At 33.5% G+C, this 20,727-nt stretch carries 16 protein-coding genes; 9 read left to right on the top strand and 7 right to left on the bottom strand.

Translation table 11 applies throughout. The features are described 5' to 3' along the window. Positions 1 to 177 precede the first annotated feature (177 nt). A complete protein-coding gene (gene lptB / locus AAGD29_RS04115; RefSeq protein ID WP_410521178.1) occupies positions 178 to 915 on the top strand; it encodes an LPS export ABC transporter ATP-binding protein in 738 nt (245 codons plus the stop codon). Positions 916 to 1,368: 453 nt separating this feature from the next. Here lptB and pgeF read toward each other — a convergent pair whose 3' ends face one another. Next, the gene (gene pgeF, locus AAGD29_RS04110) at positions 1,369 to 2,103 is read right to left on the bottom strand and encodes a peptidoglycan editing factor PgeF (RefSeq protein ID WP_341758626.1); all 735 of its coding nucleotides are present in this window, start codon (positions 2,101 to 2,103) and stop codon (positions 1,369 to 1,371) included. On the opposite strand from pgeF, the gene AAGD29_RS04105 reads away from it, so the two are divergent. From AAGD29_RS04105 to bcp, 3 genes are all read left to right on the top strand, one after another. Continuing rightward, positions 2,104 to 3,261 (top strand): palindromic element RPE1 domain-containing protein, encoded by a 1,158-nt coding sequence (locus tag AAGD29_RS04105; protein ID WP_341758625.1) that lies wholly within the window; start codon positions 2,104 to 2,106, stop codon positions 3,259 to 3,261. Beyond that, entirely contained in the window at positions 3,261 to 3,986 is a 726-nt protein-coding gene (locus AAGD29_RS04100) for an SURF1 family protein (protein ID WP_341758624.1), read from the top strand. Before AAGD29_RS04105 ends, AAGD29_RS04100 begins: the two co-directional genes overlap by 1 nt. A 282-nt stretch (positions 3,987 to 4,268) precedes the next feature. Beyond that, a complete protein-coding gene (bcp, locus tag AAGD29_RS04095) occupies positions 4,269 to 4,739 on the top strand; it encodes a thioredoxin-dependent thiol peroxidase (RefSeq protein ID WP_341758623.1) in 471 nt (156 codons plus the stop codon). 122 nt (positions 4,740 to 4,861) lie between these two features. Here the strand turns inward: bcp and AAGD29_RS04090 are convergent, their stop codons facing one another. From AAGD29_RS04090 to AAGD29_RS04065, 6 genes are all read right to left on the bottom strand, one after another. Next, positions 4,862 to 6,352 carry a HAMP domain-containing sensor histidine kinase gene (locus tag AAGD29_RS04090; RefSeq protein ID WP_341758622.1) on the bottom strand — a complete coding sequence of 497 codons (1,491 nt, stop codon included), beginning with the start codon at positions 6,350 to 6,352 and terminating at the stop codon, positions 4,862 to 4,864. Between the two features lie 319 nt (positions 6,353 to 6,671). After that, positions 6,672 to 8,051: a S41 family peptidase gene (locus AAGD29_RS04085; protein ID WP_341758621.1), complete on the bottom strand. Its 1,380-nt coding sequence runs from the start codon at positions 8,049 to 8,051 to the stop codon at positions 6,672 to 6,674. A gap of 7 nt (positions 8,052 to 8,058) precedes the next feature. After that, positions 8,059 to 10,041 (bottom strand): DNA topoisomerase IV subunit B, encoded by a 1,983-nt coding sequence (gene parE / locus AAGD29_RS04080; protein WP_341758620.1) that lies wholly within the window; start codon positions 10,039 to 10,041, stop codon positions 8,059 to 8,061. Between the two features lie 311 nt (positions 10,042 to 10,352). Beyond that, entirely contained in the window at positions 10,353 to 10,529 is a 177-nt protein-coding gene (locus AAGD29_RS04075; RefSeq protein WP_341747906.1) for a twin transmembrane helix small protein, read from the bottom strand. Between the two features lie 62 nt (positions 10,530 to 10,591). Beyond that, complete coding sequence (locus AAGD29_RS04070; protein ID WP_341758619.1) at positions 10,592 to 12,871, bottom strand: NADP-dependent malic enzyme; 2,280 nt, start codon at positions 12,869 to 12,871, stop codon at positions 10,592 to 10,594. Positions 12,872 to 12,909: 38 nt separating this feature from the next. Next, entirely contained in the window at positions 12,910 to 13,839 is a 930-nt protein-coding gene (locus AAGD29_RS04065) for an AEC family transporter (protein WP_341758618.1), read from the bottom strand. Between the two features lie 675 nt (positions 13,840 to 14,514). On the opposite strand from AAGD29_RS04065, the gene yidC reads away from it, so the two are divergent. From yidC to AAGD29_RS04040, 5 genes are all read left to right on the top strand, one after another. Then, entirely contained in the window at positions 14,515 to 16,203 is a 1,689-nt protein-coding gene (gene yidC / locus AAGD29_RS04060; RefSeq protein ID WP_341758617.1) for a membrane protein insertase YidC, read from the top strand. Beyond that, positions 16,193 to 16,801, top strand: coding sequence for a ribosome biogenesis GTP-binding protein YihA/YsxC (gene yihA / locus AAGD29_RS04055; RefSeq protein WP_341758616.1), 609 nt, complete (start codon positions 16,193 to 16,195; stop codon positions 16,799 to 16,801). Before yidC ends, yihA begins: the two co-directional genes overlap by 11 nt. Further along, the gene (locus tag AAGD29_RS04050; protein WP_341758615.1) at positions 16,755 to 17,669 is read left to right on the top strand and encodes an acetylglutamate kinase; all 915 of its coding nucleotides are present in this window, start codon (positions 16,755 to 16,757) and stop codon (positions 17,667 to 17,669) included. Before yihA ends, AAGD29_RS04050 begins: the two co-directional genes overlap by 47 nt. A 229-nt stretch (positions 17,670 to 17,898) precedes the next feature. Further along, positions 17,899 to 18,186, top strand: coding sequence for a VirB3 family type IV secretion system protein (locus AAGD29_RS04045; protein WP_341753466.1), 288 nt, complete (start codon positions 17,899 to 17,901; stop codon positions 18,184 to 18,186). 126 nt (positions 18,187 to 18,312) lie between these two features. Then, positions 18,313 to 20,727, top strand: coding sequence for a VirB4 family type IV secretion/conjugal transfer ATPase (locus AAGD29_RS04040; protein WP_341758750.1), 2,415 nt, complete (start codon positions 18,313 to 18,315; stop codon positions 20,725 to 20,727).

Genomic DNA, 20,727 nt, shown 5'->3' with positions numbered 1-20,727 from the left:
ATCACATATTGAATGATGAAAAAAGTTAAAATGCACTCGCGTCAGCCGCTTCAAGAGTGCATTTTTCCTTATAACAAAGCCAGTTCGATATAAGAATTAATAATTCTTATATCGAACTGAGGTTAATATAGATTATACCAAATCAAAAAATTAGTTATGTAAGAAATTTTTTAAAGTATGCCGCATTTAATAATAGAGAAATTACAAGTAAGTAGTATTTCAAAATCTTATAATAAGAGAGTGATCCTAAACGACGTATCTCTTCAATTAAAAACAGGAGAAATAGTTGGTCTTTTTGGTCCAAACGGTGCAGGTAAAACTACCTGTTTTAGTATTATTATAGGACTTACCAAACCAGATAGTGGAGCATTATTTTATAATGATCATGATATTACTCATTTACCAATTTATTTAAGAGCTAGGTTTGGCTTTAGCTATCTTCCTCAAGAACCATCAATTTTTCGTGGGCTATCTGTAGGAGATAATATTAGATTAATGCTAGAGGTTTTAGAAAATGACCAAGAAATTATCGAACAAAAAACATTAGATTTGCTTAAAGAATTTTCTATTCTTCATCTAAAAGACATGCCAGCAATAGGATTATCCGGCGGAGAAAGACGTAGGCTAGAAATCGCAAGAACAATAGCACTAGATCCCAAATTTATTATGCTTGACGAACCACTTGCAGGCATTGATCCGTTAGCAATTGAGGATCTTAAAAATTTGATTGTTCACTTACGTAACCGCAATATCGGCATCCTAATTACCGATCACAATGTTAGAGATACTCTTAATATAGTTGACAGAGCCTATATTATTTACGAAGGAAAAGTCCTATTAGAAGGAACTCCACAAGAAATAGCCACAAGCTATCAAGTAAAGGAAGTATATCTAGGGCAATCTTTTTGTTTGTAATAATAGACTTCTTGCCATCAGCAATTATAAATTCACGCGGGCAAAGCCTCACAACTGTTGAAAGTTTACAAACACCTATACCATAGCACGCGAATTCGGGATAAGAATTTGCCAATTCTTATCCCAAATTCGGTAAAATTATAGAAACAATCAGATTTGAGACGCTCTGCATCTGATTGTTAAGTTAATATTTTGCTAAAATCATGTTTTTAGCTTTGGAAAGGTTTAAAATGCATTCGCGTTAGCCGCTTTAAGAATGCATTTTTCCTTATATTAAAGCCAATTCGGGATAAGAATTAACTAATTCTTATCCCGAATTGGGGTATAGTGTCATTGCGAGCGTAAGCGAAGCAATCTAGGAAACAATCTATAATAAATGATGTTACTGGATTGCTTCGTCGGCCTTACAGCCTTCTCGCAATGACGTATAGAGAAGCTGTATTTACTAACTATTTATGCTTTAATTACAATAGTAGATAATATGGTACGGTTATATAATTCTCCAGTATGGCAGGCACGTCGATAACTTGGATATTTCTCAGGGTTAGTATATGTATCTTCTAGCATCCTTGTTATATCTTTAATACCCGCTTTTTGCAGTTGAAGTTCTACATAAGCTGGTAAATCGAACATATAATGCTTTGTTCTCAAAGAGGCACTAAAAAACTTTGAGTTCTCAGCCCGCTGCTTTATAAAATTATCGTAAAATTCTTGGTCTACCTCATAAGAATATTGTTGAATACTAGGGCAAATAATAGCTTTAATATTTTTTGCTCCTTTCTCATGCATTAGTTTTACTAAATTATTAGTGATACCAGCTTTAGCTCCACGCCAACCACAATGAGCTACCCCTATAACCTTACCATCTTCGCTACTAAGTAGAATAGGAACGCAATCAGCAGTTTGTACTGTTAGTACTAGATTTGTTTTGGTAGTAACTGCCCCATCAGCTTCGGGATCATTCTCAATATCACTATCAGCATCAATAACTTTGTTACCATGCACTTGCTGTAGGATAACAATATTCTCGGCATCATAATGTTTAACTACTGTTAGCCGATTATTCTCGACACTTTCTAAGGTTCTAGAGTCACCCAACTTATTTTTTTTACTATAAATATGACTAGATTGCTTGAAGCTTCCATCAAAAATTTTATAATAAACTTTATTTTTTATAAACTCATCCATATGACCACCCTACAGAAATTTATCCATACACTATCAGATCATTTGCAAAAGAACAATGCTTTACAAAAAATCATTAACAAATTTCGAACAGACTACTCACTAATAGCTTGCATCGGAGTGGAAATAGAATTTTATTTAAGCAAAAATATTGATCCACTCGAATTTCAGACTCTACTTGGAATAGCAGTTAAGAAAGAAAAAGGAGCTAATCAATTTGAGGTAGATTTGCCGCCTTCCACTAACATAATTGAGTATATAGAAAAAATTAGTAGCACTAAGTCTAAAATACAAATTATTGCAGAAAAATTACGGGGTAATGTAAATTTTTCTGCAAAACCATTTGCAAGCGATTATGGTAATAGTATGCATTTTCATGTAAATTTTATAGACTCTTCTGCTTTAATGAATAATAGACTTCTTGCAGAATTCGCTGCTGTTGAGGAATTTATAGGAGACACGGAACGGAAAACCGCAGCGTACTCTAGTGTACGTGAGGATTTGAGTACCGGATCGACGTATAAATTACCAACAGAAGTAGAATTATGCAAGAAGTCTAATGTAGCTAACCCGAATATCATTTACTCATTTGTTCCAACGGAAAAGATGTCATTCCCGCGTAGGCGGGAATCTAGCGTAGGTTGTCATTCCCACGAAAGCGGGAATCTAGATCCCTGCCTACGCAGGGATGATACTGATGTGCTTGATCTAATGGGTCAAAGTATCTGTCATTATATGCTTGACACTTTCTTGATATTCATGCCAAATGAAGATGATTACCTTCGTTTGGATAAGAATTTTATGGCACCAACTAATGTATCTTTTGGTAATAATAATAGAACTGTTGCACTGCGTACCCCTGACCTATCTCCTAAAAGACTAGAACATAGAATAGCAAATCCACTAACTGATCCTTATTTAGCAATTTTTACTATTTTAAACTCTATATTTCTAGGTCTAAAATTTCCTGATAAAATAAATAATATCAACAAAATATATGGCAATGCTTTTGATCAACAATATAATTTAGTGTCATTCCCCAAATCATTAACAGAAGCATTAGAGCTATTTAATTTGGAGTTTTTTATATACCTAAATGATAATAGACAAAGAGAACTAGCTACTCTAGAATCACTACTAGAAATAATGAAGAAATTATAGTGTTACAAACTTTAAAAAAAAGTACTTTAAAAATCGGTAAGTGCCAAGTTCAATTATTACCTTTATTACTTACTATATTAGCATTTGTAATTCTCTTATCACTTGGGTTTTGGCAAATTGCTAGATTACAGGAAAAAGAACAGTTTTTAAGTTCAATGAAAAATAATCTTAATAATCCGCCAATTGATATAAAAACACTTAGTGGACATAAATTATATGCTAAAATAAGGGCGAACGGTCATTTTCTGGCGGGTAAGAATTTACATCTTTATGGACGCAGATCAATGTCCACTGAAAAAGATGGGTATTATTTAGTTACCCCATTTCAAACTGATGATAACAAGATAATCTTGGTTGTACTAGGGTGGTTTGCTGGGAGGTATAAAGAAAATATTGATAATATAATAGATAACTCTATGGAAATCACAGGTGTAATTCTTCCCGGTGAAAAAACAAAGATGTTTGTACTGGATAATGATGTTAAAAACAATGTTTGGTTTACCTTGGATTTAACTCAATGCTCTGATGTTCTTGGCTTAAAATTAGAAGATTTTTATTTAATTATGGAGGGTAATAACAATCGATCTGATATTCTTAAAAGTTTGTCGATTGAAAATTTGCTGAATGTCAGAAATGATCATTTAGAATATGCCATAACTTGGTTTGCATTAGCAATTTCGTTAGCAGTAATTTTTGTGATTTGTAATTTGTCTAAAAGAAATTAGAGTGTATACTCTTCTGCTTTTTAAATCACAGTAGTATACACTCATAGTACCCTACATTTTTCTATAATCGTCATCGCGAGGCATCTTTAGATGCCGTGGCGATCTAGGTAAACAGCGAAGCTGTTTTTTCTAGTACGCTTTGCGTATCCTGGATTGCCGCGTCGTCGCTTTCAGCGACTCCTCGCTAATAGAAGATCAGCAGCCATTTTAATAGTGGTTATATAAAAAATGTAGGGTACTATGGTATACACTAGTTAATAAAATAAATATAAAGGAGTAGTTATGACATTAAAAATAGGCGATACTGCACCAAATTTTACTATGCCAATAGGTGATAATAGTAAAATCAATTTGTCAGATTTAGCAGGAAAGGTTGTTGTATTATATTTTTATCCTAAAGATGATACACCAGGTTGTACTATCGAAGCCGGTGACTTTAATAAATTAAAACTAGAATTTGAAAAAATGAATGCTGTCATTATTGGTGTATCAAAGGATGACTTAAATTCTCACGATAAATTCAAGAAAAAATATTGTTTGGATTTTGATCTTGCATCAGATTCTAATTCTGATACTTGTGAAAAATATGGAGTCTGGGTAGAAAAATCAATGTTTGGTAAAAAATATATGGGAGTTGATAGAGCTACTTTCTTAATAGACAAAAAAGGCAAGATAGCTTACATTTGGCCAAAAGTACAAGTGGCTGGACATGCTGAAGACGTATTAAATCAGGTGCGGAATCTAAAAAAATAAGCCTGAAAGACTATTAAACATTATTAGATCCCTGCCTTCGCAGGGATGACATCGTTTTTGGTCCTGTAAGTACCATTACTTACGTTGGCTTTTTGATCCACGCGGGAATGACATTGGGGTAGTTATTGTTCTATACTACTATCATAAGCAAAAGTTAGTGTTACAGTTGTGCCTATGCCTATTTTACTTTGTAGATCAAATTTACCTTTCATTAGTTCAACCAACTTTCGAGTGAGTGGTAAACCAAGACCAGTCCCTTGATATTTTCTGCCAACGGCACTATCAATTTGACCAAATGTTGAGAGTACTTTTGGAATATCTTTCTCATCAATTCCTATACCAGTATCTATAACTTGCACATAAACTAGTCCTTGAGATTCATTTTTTTCAGCATGAATTGTTATAGAACCTAATGGGTTGGTGAATTTTATAGAATTAGATAAAAGGTTAAAAAATACTTGTTTAAGCCTTTTGGGATCTGCTTTTATAATAATATGATCTTTTGGTAGTTTTTCAATTAATGCTACATTCACTTGGTCAGCTCTTGGTTTCATTATCCTTATAGTAGAAGTAATTAATTTATTTAGGTCTAACTCTACAAAATCAACTAATAGCTTGTCAGCAGATGCTTTTGACAAGTCTAATATATCGGTTATTATACCTAGTAAATGCTTGCCTGCGTTATGAATATCTTTTACATAAATATCATGTTCCTTATTGTAAGGTGTAGACATCATAATTTCTGAAAAACCTATAATAGCATTTAGAGGGGTACGCAGCTCATGACTAACATTGGCAAAAAATTTAGTATGAGCAGAACTTTCATTTCTAACCTTAGTTACTGCTTCCTCTAATGCTTTATTAGCCTCAAATTGCCGATCTATAATTTTTTGTGCATAATTTGTGTTGCTCATAACTATAACTAAAAATATTACTAGAATGATAACAAAAGTTAATAATACTTTTCTTTCAAGCTCTATAATACTTGACCATAAACCAGTAATATTGGTATGTATCTCTAATACACCATCAACAGGATGGTTCAATGGATCACGGTTTATTATTGGGATATAACTTGTTATACAAGATGCTTTCTTTACCTCCCCTGATATATGTAACATGGCTCTAGGAATTAATAGATGAGTTGTTATCCCTTTAAAAGCTTTGTTAAAGGCTTGTTCTATACTCAATTCTTTTAAAAAATATCTATCAATTTTGGTAAGAATTTTTTGATACAGAGTATCTTCAGGAAAATTCATGTGACTTGTGACTTGAATTGGCGAACTAGTTATAATTTTATTACCTTGTAGATCATATAAAGAAATATAGGCATTAAGATTAACAAAAATATCAACTGAAGTAGTTGCAAACCTAATAAAATCTGTATCTTGTAATAAATTTATATAACCAAATTCATGTATCTTATCTACAGCAGTTCTATTCCTATCCCAAACATTTTTTGTATAAACATCAGCTATTTTAATATTTGTTTCTCCGACTTGCTTTAAAATCATTTCTTCAATAATGAAGTAACGATAGTAAATCATATTTACAATAATGTTTATAAATAAGCCAATGGATGACAGTCTAACAATATATTTATTTTGAATCATTAGGTTTGCACATATATTACTTACACATTAGACACAGGACAATATTAAAGTCATAACCAATAGCTGATATTTCCAAAAACGACAAGGTGAGTAATAGTGCTTATATGGCAGCCTAAATGTCATTCCTGCATATGCACCTGCAAAGGCTATTAGATATTATAGATTCCCGCCTACGCGGGAATGACATACTAGTGATCCACGCGGGCGTCTACGCGGGAATGACATCGTTTTGCCATGTTAAGTACTATTCCTTATCTTATCATTTCTAATCATAAAGCAAATGCTCATATTGATTGCGACTTTTAAATTACCCTACCCATTATTTTTTCAATTCATTGCCACTTTTATTAGTCAAGATTAATCCCATAATTAAATCATAAGCTCTAGCAAATTGATAATCTTTTTTATAAAGATCAGATAATTGTTCTACAGTATTTTTTGGTTTGGTATTTTTTGTAGTATCATCTGTTTTCTTAATAAGTTCTTTATTTTTATCTGTAGTATCTACTTTTTTATCATCATTTTTATTATTATCGTTTTTTAGATAATTCTTTAGAGAAGATTCAGAAAATCTACTATCTATTGATTTTGTTTCGTAATACTCAACTTTTGCCATCTCAACCACTATGTCAGGTTCAATACCCTCTGCTTGAATTGAACGACCACTAGGAGTGTAATATTTAGCTGTTGTAAGCTTTATAGCAGCTCTAGGACTAATTGTAGCAAAGCTTTGCACGGACCCTTTACCAAAAGATTTTGTTCCAAGTATTACTGCTCTTTTATGATCTTGCAATGCACCAGCTACGATTTCTGCAGCTGAAGCAGATCCAACATTAATAAGAGCAACAATCGGGACAGATGGTGCTTTTTCTGCAAATTTATTGCTAGTCAATACCGAGTTACTATTTTTGCTTCTGCCTTTGGTAGTGACAATTACCCCAGAATCAATAAAATATTCGCTAACAGCAACAGCCTGGTCTAACAAACCACCGGGATTGCTACGTAGGTCTAATATAATACCTTTTAGGCCATTTTTACTGCCATCTTTTAAAGTTCTCATAGATTTTTTTAATTCTGCAATGGTATGTTCATTAAACATCCCTATTCGTATATAAGCTATATCATTTCTTTCTAAATGAGCTTTTACGGGGGTAATTGTAACTATTTCTCTAGTAAGTTCAATTTCCTTTGGCTTGCTTTCACCTTCCGTGATCACCAATAATTTTACCTTTGCCCCTGGTTCTCCACGCATCTCTCTGACCGCTTTATTAAATCCCAAATTTGATACAAACTCATCATTAACCCCCACAATATAGTCTCCAGCTTTTATACCTGCCTTATAAGCTGGTAGATCATCAATAGGGGAAATGACTTTGATAGCACCATTGTCATACTGCACTTCAACACCAATACCTCCAAATTCTCCTTTAGTGTGGTCAAGAAAATATTCTAGATCCTCATCAGTAATGTAGTTAGAATGAGGATCTAGCGAAGTTAACATGCCATCTATAGCTGCATCAGTCATTTTTTGTTTTTCAGGTTCTTGGACATAGTCTCTATTAACACGTTCAAAGATCTCTTGGAATTGTTTTAAATAAGCTAAATCTGGTAATTCTTTCTTCTTTACTTCTTCAGCAAATGTTATATTAGAAAAAATGATAGAACTTGATAATAATATTGTAATTAAACGTAAGAACATAGTACTCCTAAATATCGAGATTGTTTATAATTGTATCCATCTTAATTAAAGCCTGATTATAAATGAACTGAAAACGCTTTTCTGGTTTCTTGCCCATAAGATCTTCTACCATATTAGCAATATTATCAAAATCATCTATAGTAACTTTTAAAAGTGACCTATTTTTTGGATTCATTGTTGTTTCTTTTAACTGAGCTGGCATCATTTCCCCCAGTCCCTTAAACCTACCAATGTCTATTTTAGCTTTACTATTTTTTAATAATTTAGCAGTTAAATCAGTTTTTTGTTGATCATTTACTGCATAGTAAATTTTATTAGACTGTGTTAGTCGATAAAGTGGTGGTTTGGCAATATATAAATGACCCGATGATACTAGCTTTGGCATACGAAGGTAAAAAAATGTCATTAACAGTGAGGCGATGTGAGCTCCGTCAACATCAGCATCTGTCATAATTATTATTTTTTCATAACGTAAATTTTCTTCTCGGTAATTTTTAAGGCTACCGCATGCTAGTGCCACTTCTAGATCTTGAATTTCTTGATTATTAGTAATCTTTTCTAGAGTCGCATTGGCAACATTTAGAATTTTGCCTCGAAGAGGCAAAATAGCTTGTGTTTCTCGATCTCTTGCCTGCTTAGCTGATCCTCCAGCTGAATCTCCCTCAACCAAAAATAACTCCGTCCCATTAGGAGACGTTCTTGTACAATCGGCTAATTTACCTGGTAGTCGCAATTTTTGTGTAGCAGTTTTACGTAAGGTATTTTTTTCATTACGCTTATTTATTCGGAATTCAGCAATATTGACTATATGGTCAAGTAGTTGGTTTGCCGCTACTTTATTACTGCTCAACCAATGATCAAAATGGTCCTTAATAATGTTTTCTACTATTTTATTAACCCCTAGTGAAACCAATTTTTCTTTTGTTTGTCCTTGAAATATTGGATCTTGGATAAATATAGAGAGAACAATAGAAGAAGTTTCAAGAATATCTTCAATAATAAGTAGAGTTGTTTTTTTATTGCCTATCATTTCTCCGTATATTTTCAAGCCGCGAAGTAATGCATTACGCAAACCTTGTTCATGAGTGCCACCAAGGGGGGTGGGAATAGTGTTACAATATGATTGTATGAAGGGTTGGTATTCATTTTTATGCCAAGCAATTGCCCATTCCACTTTTACGTGATCTTGGTCCCAGTCAATATTACCACAAAAAATCTCCCCACTAACTAAATCGTCATGATTTATTTTTGATATTAAATAATCCTTCAAACCATTTGGAAAATGAATTAGGGCTGTTGTCGGTACATCACTTTTAGTCTCAATCTCACATTGCCACTCTATCGTTACTCCCCTGTACAAATAGGCTTTTGATTTAGCTAATTCATATATTTTTTTAGGAGAAAAACATGATTTTTCACCAAAAATTTCTGGGTCAGGATGAAAATTTATAGATGTTCCCTTTAATTTTTTTGCAACATCTTCACTTTCTAAATCATTCAATTTATGCCCTCTAGAATAAGATTGCTTGAATAATTTACCCTGCTTGTACACTTTAACTTCTAAATAGTCTGATAAAGCATTAACAACAGAAATACCAACTCCGTGTAATCCGCCTGCTGTTTGGTATACATTATTCGAAAATTTACCTCCCGAGTGGAGCTGAGTTAGAATCACCTCCAAAGCAGATTTTTCAGGGAATTTGGGGTGATTATCGACAGGAATTCCTCTACCATTATCAGAAATAGTGATACTGTTATTCACATGCATTTTTATGGTTATAATATTAGCAAAACCAGCAACAGCTTCATCCATAGCATTATCCAGTACTTCCGAAACAAGATGATGCATAGCATTTTCGTCTGTTCCACCAATATACATACCAGGACGTTTGCGTACAGGTTCAAGCCCTTCTAATACTTCAATATCTTTTGCAGTATATGAATTATTAATTTTAGGCTTTTTATCATTAAAACTAAATAGATCAGACATATTATGGTATTAACTTACAAATTTTTCCAAGTTTTTGGGTGAAAAAATAATTCCCTACTTTAAGAGTTGTAAAAACAACTCTTAAAGTAGGAGAAATATACTAACCTCAACTATTGATGTAAGACATCGGTTTAATAGCCTAGGATGTCACCCCTGCGTAGGCAGGGGTCTAAAAAATAGCATAGAAGGTATGTTATATAGTTTTAGATCCCAGCTTTCGCTGGGATGACATAATGGCGGTGACATTACCCCTAATGGCGATGATTACTTGAGCCTACTATTAATTTATTACATCAATACTTGAGATTATACTATTTTGAAAGATAGAGAAAAGCAAGCAAACATACAGCAACTGCCTGAAATATAACCCGTAGCGACATTAATTTTGAGCTAAATTTTTTATCAAATTTCCCACCAATAGCCATAGAGACGATCCCTATCACTAAGACTAATGTAGTCAAGCTTAAAGCAATTAATGTATATATCATTAAAATTCCTCGAAAGAGTTATTATAACCTATTAACAAATAATATAAAATCCGAAAATTAATTTATCTTTTGTTCAAGAGATTTATTGCATCTATACAGGCAAATGTGGCAATTTTTGTTATCTCACTTGCCGATGCTCCCATTTGTACTATTTGTACCGGATATTCAAAACCATTAATTATTGGTCCTATAAAAACACCTCCAGCTAATTCTTGTAATAGTTGCGTTGAGATTGAGGCCGAATGTAGACCGGGCATAATTAATACATTAGCAGGGCTTGATAGCCTGCAAAACTTATATGAATTACGATTAGGGTTCAGAGCAACATTAGCTGACATTTCGCCATCATATTCAAAATCTAGACTCATACTATCTAAAATTCTAACAGCTTCCCGTACTCTATTTGCCTTTTCTCTCATTGGATTACCAAAAGTCGAGAAGGAAAGCAGTGCAACCTTTGGTATCATTCCCATGTTTTTTGCTATATTAGCAGTCTGCAAGGTTATTTCTACAAGGTCCTGCTCATTTGGTAGTTCAGCCACACTATTATCAGCAATAATTATATTATGCTCCTTGGCAATCAGAATGGAATAGCCTAAAATTCTGTTATTTTCTTTGGCTTCTATTACCTTCATAATATCCTCTAAGCTACTATAATAGCTCTTTGTTACACCAGTAACCATACAATCAGCATCGCCACAAGCTACCATGATAGCTGAGAATATATTTCTATCACTTTTAACTAATCTAGCACAGTCACGGTATAAGTAACCTTTACGCTGTAACCGGCTATAAAGAGTATCTATATATTTATCAAGATTTTGGTTAATAGCAGCATTCATTATGGTAATACCATTTAAATCATAATTCATACCTATTCTATTTAAAACAGCAGATATTTTATCATATCTACCAACTAGGATAGGATGAGCATGCGAAGTATCCCGTATGCTCATAGCAGCTATAATTACCTCTTCCTCCTCACCTTCGGCAAAAACTATCCTTTGAGGTGTTGACTGTTGAATTCTCTCAAATAATAGATTCATGTAACAAGAGGTAGGATTTAACCTACTTTCCAGCTCCTTTGCATAATTCTTAACATCAAATTCGGTAATTTTAGCAACCCCACTATCTATAGCAGCTTTAGCTACCGCTACCGGAACAGTGGTAATTAATCTTGGATCAAATGGTACAGGAATTATGTAATTTGGACCAAAAACCATTTTTTTACCAGGATATGCTTTATAAACTTCATTCGGGACAGCTTGTCTTGCTAATTCAGCTAAAGAAGTTGCTGCAGCTATTTTCATTTCCTGATTAATAGTAGTAGCTCTAACATCTAAAGCTCCACGGAAAATATACGGAAATCCCATAACATTATTAATCTGATTATTATAATCAGAGCGTCCGGTAGCAATAATCGCATCGCTTCTAACTAGCTGTATATCCTCCGGAGTAATCTCTGGGTCTGGATTAGCCATGGCAAAAATGATAGGATTTGCAGCCATGCTAGCTACCATTTCTTTCGATACTGTTCCTTTAACAGATAAACCAAGGAATACATCGGCTGACTTCATAGCATCACTCAGAGTCCTAAGATCGGTCTCGACTGCATATAATTCTTTCCATTTATTCATGCCTTCTTGCCGACCTTGGTAAACTACCCCCATTTTATCACATAGTATAACATTTTTTTTGTCTACACTAAGAGCAATTAGTAATTCAATGCAAGCAATTGCCGCTGCCCCTGCACCACTTACGACAATTTTTAGACTATCAAATGAACGATTGGTAAGATAAGCTGCATTAATTAAACCTGCAGCAGTAATAATAGCCGTGCCATGCTGATCATCATGAAAAACCGGTATCTGCATACAGCTTTTTAATTTTTCTTCAATTATAAAACATTCAGGAGATTTAATATCTTCTAAATTAATACCTCCAAAACTGTAATTAAGATATTTTACTGCATTAACAAACTCATCAGGGTCAGTCGTATCTATTTCAAGATCAATAGAATCAATATCAGCAAAGTTCTTGAATAAAACGGCTTTTCCTTCCATTACGGGTTTCGACGCAGCTGCACCTATACTACCAAGGCCAAGAACTGCCGTACCGTTAGTTACTACAGCAACTAAGTTACCTCTAGCAGTATATTTATAAATATCATCTATATTTTTCGCAATTTCAAGACACGGAGCTGCTACCCCTGGCGAATAAGCCAAAGCCAAGTCATGTGCAGTATCCAAAGGCTTAGTTGCCACAATAGCAATTTTACCTGGCTTACCTTTTCGATGATATTCTAAGGCTTTGAGATAATTTATTTTATTCATTTCACCCATGATGTTATTCCTTCTTAATTACTTCAAGTGTTTATTAGTTATATCATCCACATAAGAACTGACAATGATACTATTGAAAAAAGTGTTGTGAACGTAATAATTGATGCCATAGATTCCGGATCACCACCAAGCTGGCGTGATAGAACGTAAGCAGTGCTAGCACACGGCAGACAGCTGTACAGAACACCAACTGATTTAGCAGTACCAGTTATTGACATTAGTGATAATACAATTATTGTGACAATAGGAAAAGCCACTAACTTAACAAAACTAGTAAGCAATACATTTTGTAAAATAGCACCACGCATAGAAAATTTGAGACCTGCCCCAACATTTAGCATACCTATAGCTAAAGCAGAGTTGGACAGGCTAGACAAGGTTTTTTTTATACCAAGATGTAATTCTAAACCAGAATAATTAAAAAGAAATCCAATTATACTAGCTATAATCAAGGGATTTTGTACTATCAATTTAAGTATCAATATAAAGCTAGCTTTAGGCGACTTAGCTACTGAACTATCAGGAATATAACGTGCAAAAATCATTACTGATATGATGTTAGTAAAAATGATCATATAGGATGAAATCACAGATACTATAGCAAGTCCCTCCTGACCCAAAAGAGGACTACTAACACCAAAAAAGATATAACTATTAAAACGTATTGCACCTTGAAAAGTTGAAGTAAACTGAACCTTGTCAAAATTGGTTTTCTTCTGATAAATAATTAAAGCCAAAGAAATAATAGAGGTGGAGATGATTAATGCAAATACTAGTTTTATTATAGACGATGCATTTAAATCGGCTGCAGAGATATTATTAAAAAGCATGATAGGGAAAAGAAAAAAATATGATAATTTCTCTAATCCTCGCCAAAATTCTTCAGAAGTCAACCATTTCCTTTTGATAATACTACCAAACAAGGGAATCAACAAAACAGGTAATGTACCAGAGAAGATTTCGTTCATCAGTTTACAATTATCCCAATTACCAATTGCTAGACAATTAGCAATTGGCTGTAAATAACCTCAAATATCGATGTAAGACATCGGTTTTAATAGCCTAGGGTGTCACCCCTGCACCTTCGGATGTCACCCTAGGCTATTAAACCGATGTCTTACATCGGTACTTGAGGTTAAATATGTGTTACGATTAAAATTTTACCTTGCATAATATCAGAGTTTGATTGCAAATCAAGACGTATACTCAAATGATCCTGATTTGAGTATAAATCAAATTTCTTGATTATTTTGCTTAAATCTTATAGAACTCATAGGGTATGTCTAATGAATATCCTAAGAAGAGGGAGCTATTTTTATTTTATGTACCTAAATTAACCTCAAGTATTGATGTAAGATATCGGTTTAATAGCCTAGGGTGTCCCTGCCTCTCCTTTTATGTCACCCCTGCTTCGGTGCGGGGTCTAAAAAAATAGCATAGAAGATATGTTATATAGTTTTAGATCCCAGCTTTCGCTGGGATGACATAATGGCGGTAACATCATCCCTAATGGCGATGATTACTTGAGCCTACTATTAATTTATTACATCAATACTTGAGGTTAAATTAATTATATATAAAAGACTTAGTGGAATCAAATATTCTGATATATTCTAGTAAACTTAAATTATTTTTAGACCGTGATGAATCATAACATAGTTAACTTGGTAGCTGCCATTGTCTTGTCCCTTGGTATTATTTTTGGATGGCAATATTTTTACGATAAACCAAGATTACAAAAATTAGAACAGCAAAATAAAATATATAATAAGCAAGTTCAAGAGTTAAAGAAAAAGAATGTTCAAGTAGAAGCCTCTGAAGAAGCTGAATCCTTTGTTGCTACCAAGAGAATTCAGATAAACTCAGAATTACTTTCTGGATCGATTGCTTTAAAAGGGTTAAGGTTTGATGATTTGGTTTTATTGAAGTATAAGCAAGATCTATCAAAAGATAGTAAGCCTGTTGTATTATTTGCTCATTCTCAGTCAGAAGAAGCCTATTTTGCAGAAATAGGTTGGTTTGATAAAACTGGTAGTAATATTCTTCCTGACAGTGAAACTCTTTGGCAAGCTGATAGTGATGAGCTTACTCCTACAAAACCTGTGAATTTATCATGGATCAACAAAGATGGGGTTAAATTCTTGGTTACTATCAGCATGGATAGTAATTACTTGTTCACCATAGATCAAACTACGGTGAATGATAGTAAGCAGCCAATATCAGTTCAGTATTATGGACTAATTAACCGTAAATATACTGGCAAAGAGAAAGTGGCTAATATCCTGCATCAAGGACCAATTGGTGCTATTGATGGTAGGCTTAAAGAACATTCCTTTGATGACTTAAAAGATAAAAAGACTGAAAAATTTCTGCAAGGTGTTGTTGATTGGATTGGTATAACAGATAAATATTGGCTAGCTTCCTTAATTCCTGATAAAATTAGTAAGTATAGTGCTAATTTCAATTGTGTAATAAAAAACGGTATTGAAAAATATCAGGTTGACTTCATCTCACCAACTCAAACTATAGAAGTAGGAAACAAATTTACTATATCACAAAGATTATTTGCCGGAGCAAAGAAAGTTGATTTATTGGATAAATACGAAAAGCAATATAATATTACGCTATTTGATCGTGCAATTGACTTTGGTTGGTTTTATATAATTACTAAGCCAGTTTTTAATGCCATGAACTTCTTCTATCACTATGTTGGTAACTTTGGTGTTAGTATCTTGATTGTAACTGTTATCATAAAACTGCTAATGTTTACTCTAGCTAATAAATCATATCGTTCGATGAAAAAGACAAAAAATCTTCAGCCTGAAGTCGAGAGAATTAGGGCTTTATATGCTGATGATAAAATGAGGATTAATCAAGAAGTTATGGCATTGTACAAAAGAGAAAAGGTTAATCCCATAGCTGGTTGTCTCCCCATTATTGTACAAATCCCAGTATTTTTCTCAATTTATAAAGTGTTAAATGTAACTATTGAGATGCGTCAAGCACCATTTTTTGGTTGGATAAAAGATTTATCTGCTAGTGATCCAACAACAATTTTCAACTTGTTTGGATTACTGCCATTTACTTGCCCAAGCTTCCTGATGATTGGTGTATGGCCTATTTTTATGGCTCTGACTATGTTTTTACAGCAAAGGATGAGTCCAGAGCTAGCTGATCCAGTTCAAGCTCAAGTAATGAAATTTATGCCGCTGGTTTTCTTAGTAATGTTTAGTAGTTTTCCAGCAGGATTGCTGATTTACTGGTCTTGGAATAACATTTTATCGATAATTCAGCAATATTACATCAATAAGTTAGACAATAATGTCGGTTGATAAGGTTACAAAACTTTTTCGTCAAGAAGCAAAATTCATTGCTGGTGTGGCAAAAATAAGTCAGTTTCCTAGCATATTTTTGCCAGAAATTGCATTTGTCGGCAAATCAAATGTTGGCAAGTCAAGTTTGATTAATAGTATATGCAATAATTCAAGTCTTGCTAGGGTGTCTAATACTCCTGGTCGTACTAGGCAAATAAATTTTTTCTCCCTTGCCGATAAACTTATGTTAGTTGATCTTCCTGGATATGGCTTTGCAGAAGTACCAATATATATAAAGCAGCAGTGGGAAACCTTAATAGCATATTATCTTAGAACGAGTTTAAACCTCAAATTAGTAAATTTATTGATTGATGCTAGAAGAGGAATAAAGCAAAATGACATAGAGATTGCTAAATTATTACTTTCTTGTAATAAAGATTTTCAAATTGTTTTTACAAAGTCGGATAAGGTAACACATAGAGAAAACCTAACGACGGTAACACAGAATTTTCTTGCAACTTTAGGCTACTCCTGTAATGTAATTTATACAAGTAGCAGGAGTAAAGAAGGTGCAAAAGAATTGCAGTTTAATTTGGCAAAATGCATTAAATTATAAAGAAAAGGAAGGTAAAGATTTTGCCCATGTCAAAGATACTAGCCTAATTAAAGACATAATAAGACGTAGTAGTGAAGTTAGAGATCAAGTCATGGTATTTAAGCTACCGTCATTAATTATTGATGATGACAAATTGTTAACGAATTTTGCAGAGGTAATACAGTTACTTGACAGTTGTGGCATTAAAATCTTTATAGTTCATGATCATACTAATTTGGTAAATGATACGCTAAAATTGTTTGGCTGTGATGAAAAATTTATCAATAATATTAAGGTAGCCGATTATAAAAGCTCGCAAATTATGGAAATGGTTCTGTCTGGCTATATTAATAAGCGTATAGTTTCAAAGCTCTGTAGTTTAGGTTGTTATGCTATTGGTATTTCCTGTAAAGATGCTAATCTTATTCAAGCTAAGAAATCAAAATTATCACATAGGAGAGACAGTAATCAAGCTGTAATAGATATTGGGTTTGTCAGTGAACCAGTTATAATAAACCCTGAGATTTTAATAAATTTTGAAGATAGCAATATTATTCCTGTTATAACACCAGTAGCTAGTGATGAAAAAGGCAATACTCATCTGCTGGATGTAAATCTGACGGCATCGATAATTGCTTCCTCATTAGATGCAGATCATTTAGTATTATTATGTGATGGGTTAGAATTTGCCGGAGAGAAGTATATACGAATACAAGATGTTAATGTATTGAAAGAGATGTTGAATAATACTGTTGATCCTGAAAAAGTTGGCTTGCTTGAAGCAGCTTTAAGTGCTATTCAAAACAGTACCAATTATGTACATTTTCTCAATTCGGCTTTCCCTGATTCAATATTGTTAAGTATGTTTATAAGTAAAGAATATGAGTGAGTTATACCATTTCCCATTATTAACTACGCTATTTAGTGCTACAGTTGTAGTACTAATGTCAAAACGATGTCATCCCAGCGAAAGCTGCGATCTAATAATGTTTAATAGTCTTTTAGGCTATTTTTTTAGATTCCCGCCGTTGCTAAGAATGACAGCTCGGGGTAGTAACTACAACTGTAGTATTAGCGTAGTTAATAATGGGAAATGGTATTATAGAGAGGGGTAATTTATGTCAGGCAGTTTAGTATCAGACCCGTTATTTGTCGGTTTAACAAGACCCGCAATGATATTTGGTGTGAGTATAAAATTTGCAGCACTTAATATGATTATATCTATGTCATTATTTATTCAAAGTAATAGTATTATGAATTTGCTTGTTGCTTTTGTGATTCATATGATAGGGTATGTAATATGTTTTAAAGAACCAAGATTTATAGAATTGCTTTTAAATAAATCTTCTAGATGTAGTCAGTGTCCTAATAAATCATTCTATGGAGCGAATTCATACGGTATTTAGTACTACAGTTGTAGTTACTCACAATATTGTCACCCCTGCTTTCGTAGGGGGGACATCGTTTTTACTACTGATAATCTAGTGATACTACAACTGTAGTATTAGAACAAAGTATAAAATGACAAAATGATAAAATTATCTGTAACAAAAACAGCCAAAGAGTCGAGATCTAGGAAAGAAAAACCTACTTCTCATTTTATTCCTTATAAATGCCATTGGGATAGTAATACTATTTTAACTAAAAATAATGAATTATTACAAGTAGTAAAAATAGGTGGTTTCTCCTTTGAAACAGCTGATGATGAAGATTTAGATATTAAAAAAAATATCAGGAATTCGTTACTTAAAAATATGTCATCAGGCAATATTGTGATGTATTTCCACACGATCAGGAGACGCAAACCAGTGGTTTTTGATGGGCTTGAATATACCTCTGACCCTACCATAAAAATACCTAATGATTTCACAACTTATTTATCAAATGAATGGCGTAAGAAACATGCAGGTTCTAGGTCGTTTTTTAATGAATTATATGTGAGTATTCTTTATAGACCAGATAAAGCTGGGGTTGCTATAATCGAATATTTCATTAAAAAGCTGATGCAAAAGTCTGATAAATCAGCTTGGGAAAATGACATGCGAGATATGCAGGATAGTTTGCGAGAAATGTCCTCAAGAGTAGTTAATACATTCCATAGTTATTCGGCGAGGTTACTTGGCGTACGCAAATCGAATAGTGGCTATTGTTGTGATATTATGGAATTTTTAGGTACTTTGGTGAATTGTGGATCTTCAATGCAAATGGCCGTTCCAAGAAATTCAATAGACCAATATCTTCCAACCCATAGATTGTTTTTTGGTTCTAGATCTATAGAAGCACGTGGTCCAAAGGGTAGAAGATATGCCGGTATATTAAGTATTTTAGAGTATGGACCATCTACGTCAGCTGGCATTTTTGACGGATTTTTACAAATGCCTTTTGAGTTTGTAATGACCCAAAGTTTTGTTTTTGCTAATAGGACAGTGGCGATTAGCAAAATGCAACTACAACAAAATAGAATGATTCAAGCAGAGGATAAAGCTGTATCACAAATTGCTGAAATCTCTCGAGCACTTGATATGGCTACCAGTGGTGATATTGGTTTTGGAGAACATCATTTTTCGCTTCTATGCTCTGATAGTAATTTAAAATCCCTTGAGGATACCCTATCTATGGCTTCTGTTGAACTCTCCAATTCTGGAATTCAACCTGTTAGAGAAAGAATTAATATGGAGCCAAGTTATTGGGGGCAGCTTCCTGGAAATATGGATTATATAGTAAGAGGTTCAACTATAAATACTTTAAACATGGCTAGTTTTGCATCTATGCATAATTATCCATTAGGTAAGGTTTTTAATAATCACTGGGGAGAATATGTAACTGTACTCGATACTACCTCGGGAACACCTTTTTATTTCAGTTTTCATGTTAGAGATGTTGGGCATACTCTGATCATTGGTCCAACTGGTGCTGGTAAAACAGTATTAATGAATTTTTTATGTGCACAAGCACAAAAATTTAAACCTAGAATGTTTTTCTTTGATAAAGACCACGGTGCTGAAATATTTATTAGATCACTTAATGGGATTTATACCACAATTGATCCAGGAGGAGAATGTAACTTTAATCCTTTGCAACTTGATGATACTGGGGAAAATAGAACATTTATATTAGAATGGCTTAAAGTATTGGTTACTTCTAATGGAGAACAGTTATCATCAGAAGATAATAAGATTTTATCACAAGCAGTAAGTGGTAATTTTAAGCTAGAGAAAAAAGATAGAAGATTAAAAAATGTTGTAGCATTTTTGGGCATAGATGGTCCTAATAGCTTAGCAGGCAGGATTGCTATGTGGGTTGGCAAAGGTTCTCATGCTAGAATATTTGATAATGAGGCAGATAATATTGATTTGCAGCAAGCCCGAGTATTTGGCTTTGATATGACTGAATTGTTAAAAGATCCAGTTAGTCTTGCTCCTGTGCTACTATATATTTTCCATAGAATTAGTATTTCTTTAGATGGTCAAAGAACTATGATAGTTCTTGATGAGGCGTGGGCTTTGATTGATAATCCAGTATTTGCTCCCAAAATTAAGGACTGGCTAAAGGTTTTACGTAAGTTAAATACTTTTGTAATTTTTGCTACCCAAAGTGTTGAAGATGCAGCTAAAAGCAGGATTAGTGATACCTTGATCCAACAAACTGCGACACAAATATTCTTACCAAACCTTAAGGCAACTGATATTTATCGTAGTGCTTTTATGCTTAGTCAACGTGAATATATTTTGATAAAAACTACAGATCCAACATCGCGTTATTTCTTAATAAAACAGGGGGTAGATGCGGTTGTTGCAAAAATAAGTTTAGATGGTATGACTGATATTATCAATGTTCTTTCTGGTCGGGTTGAAACAGTGTTATTGTTAGATCGGATTAGAAAGAAACATGGTGATGATCCTGAAAAATGGTTACCGGTATTTTATGAGGAAGTAAAATCACTTTAG

Origin of the sequence: Candidatus Tisiphia endosymbiont of Ditula angustiorana (genome assembly GCF_964026425.1) — a bacterium.
GTDB lineage: Bacteria > Pseudomonadota > Alphaproteobacteria > Rickettsiales > Rickettsiaceae > Tisiphia.
Note: the sequence above shows the minus strand (reverse complement) of the source record. Positions and strands in the feature narration are given on the sequence as shown.

What these genes read in the sequence shown, in the direction of transcription:
- lptB (WP_410521178.1), top strand. Translation starts at nt 178, where the DNA reads ATGCCGCATTTAATAATAGAGAAATTACAAGTAAGTAGTATTTCAAAA.
- pgeF (WP_341758626.1), bottom strand. Translation starts at nt 2,103, where the DNA reads ATGGATGAGTTTATAAAAAATAAAGTTTATTATAAAATTTTTGATGGA.
- AAGD29_RS04105 (WP_341758625.1), top strand. Translation starts at nt 2,104, where the DNA reads ATGACCACCCTACAGAAATTTATCCATACACTATCAGATCATTTGCAA.
- bcp (WP_341758623.1), top strand. Translation starts at nt 4,269, where the DNA reads ATGACATTAAAAATAGGCGATACTGCACCAAATTTTACTATGCCAATA.
- AAGD29_RS04090 (WP_341758622.1), bottom strand. Translation starts at nt 6,352, where the DNA reads ATGATTCAAAATAAATATATTGTTAGACTGTCATCCATTGGCTTATTT.
- AAGD29_RS04085 (WP_341758621.1), bottom strand. Translation starts at nt 8,051, where the DNA reads ATGTTCTTACGTTTAATTACAATATTATTATCAAGTTCTATCATTTTT.
- parE (WP_341758620.1), bottom strand. Translation starts at nt 10,041, where the DNA reads ATGTCTGATCTATTTAGTTTTAATGATAAAAAGCCTAAAATTAATAAT.
- AAGD29_RS04075 (WP_341747906.1), bottom strand. Translation starts at nt 10,529, where the DNA reads ATGATATATACATTAATTGCTTTAAGCTTGACTACATTAGTCTTAGTG.
- AAGD29_RS04070 (WP_341758619.1), bottom strand. Translation starts at nt 12,871, where the DNA reads ATGGGTGAAATGAATAAAATAAATTATCTCAAAGCCTTAGAATATCAT.
- AAGD29_RS04065 (WP_341758618.1), bottom strand. Translation starts at nt 13,839, where the DNA reads ATGAACGAAATCTTCTCTGGTACATTACCTGTTTTGTTGATTCCCTTG.
- yidC (WP_341758617.1), top strand. Translation starts at nt 14,515, where the DNA reads ATGAATCATAACATAGTTAACTTGGTAGCTGCCATTGTCTTGTCCCTT.
- yihA (WP_341758616.1), top strand. Translation starts at nt 16,193, where the DNA reads ATGTCGGTTGATAAGGTTACAAAACTTTTTCGTCAAGAAGCAAAATTC.
- AAGD29_RS04045 (WP_341753466.1), top strand. Translation starts at nt 17,899, where the DNA reads ATGTCAGGCAGTTTAGTATCAGACCCGTTATTTGTCGGTTTAACAAGA.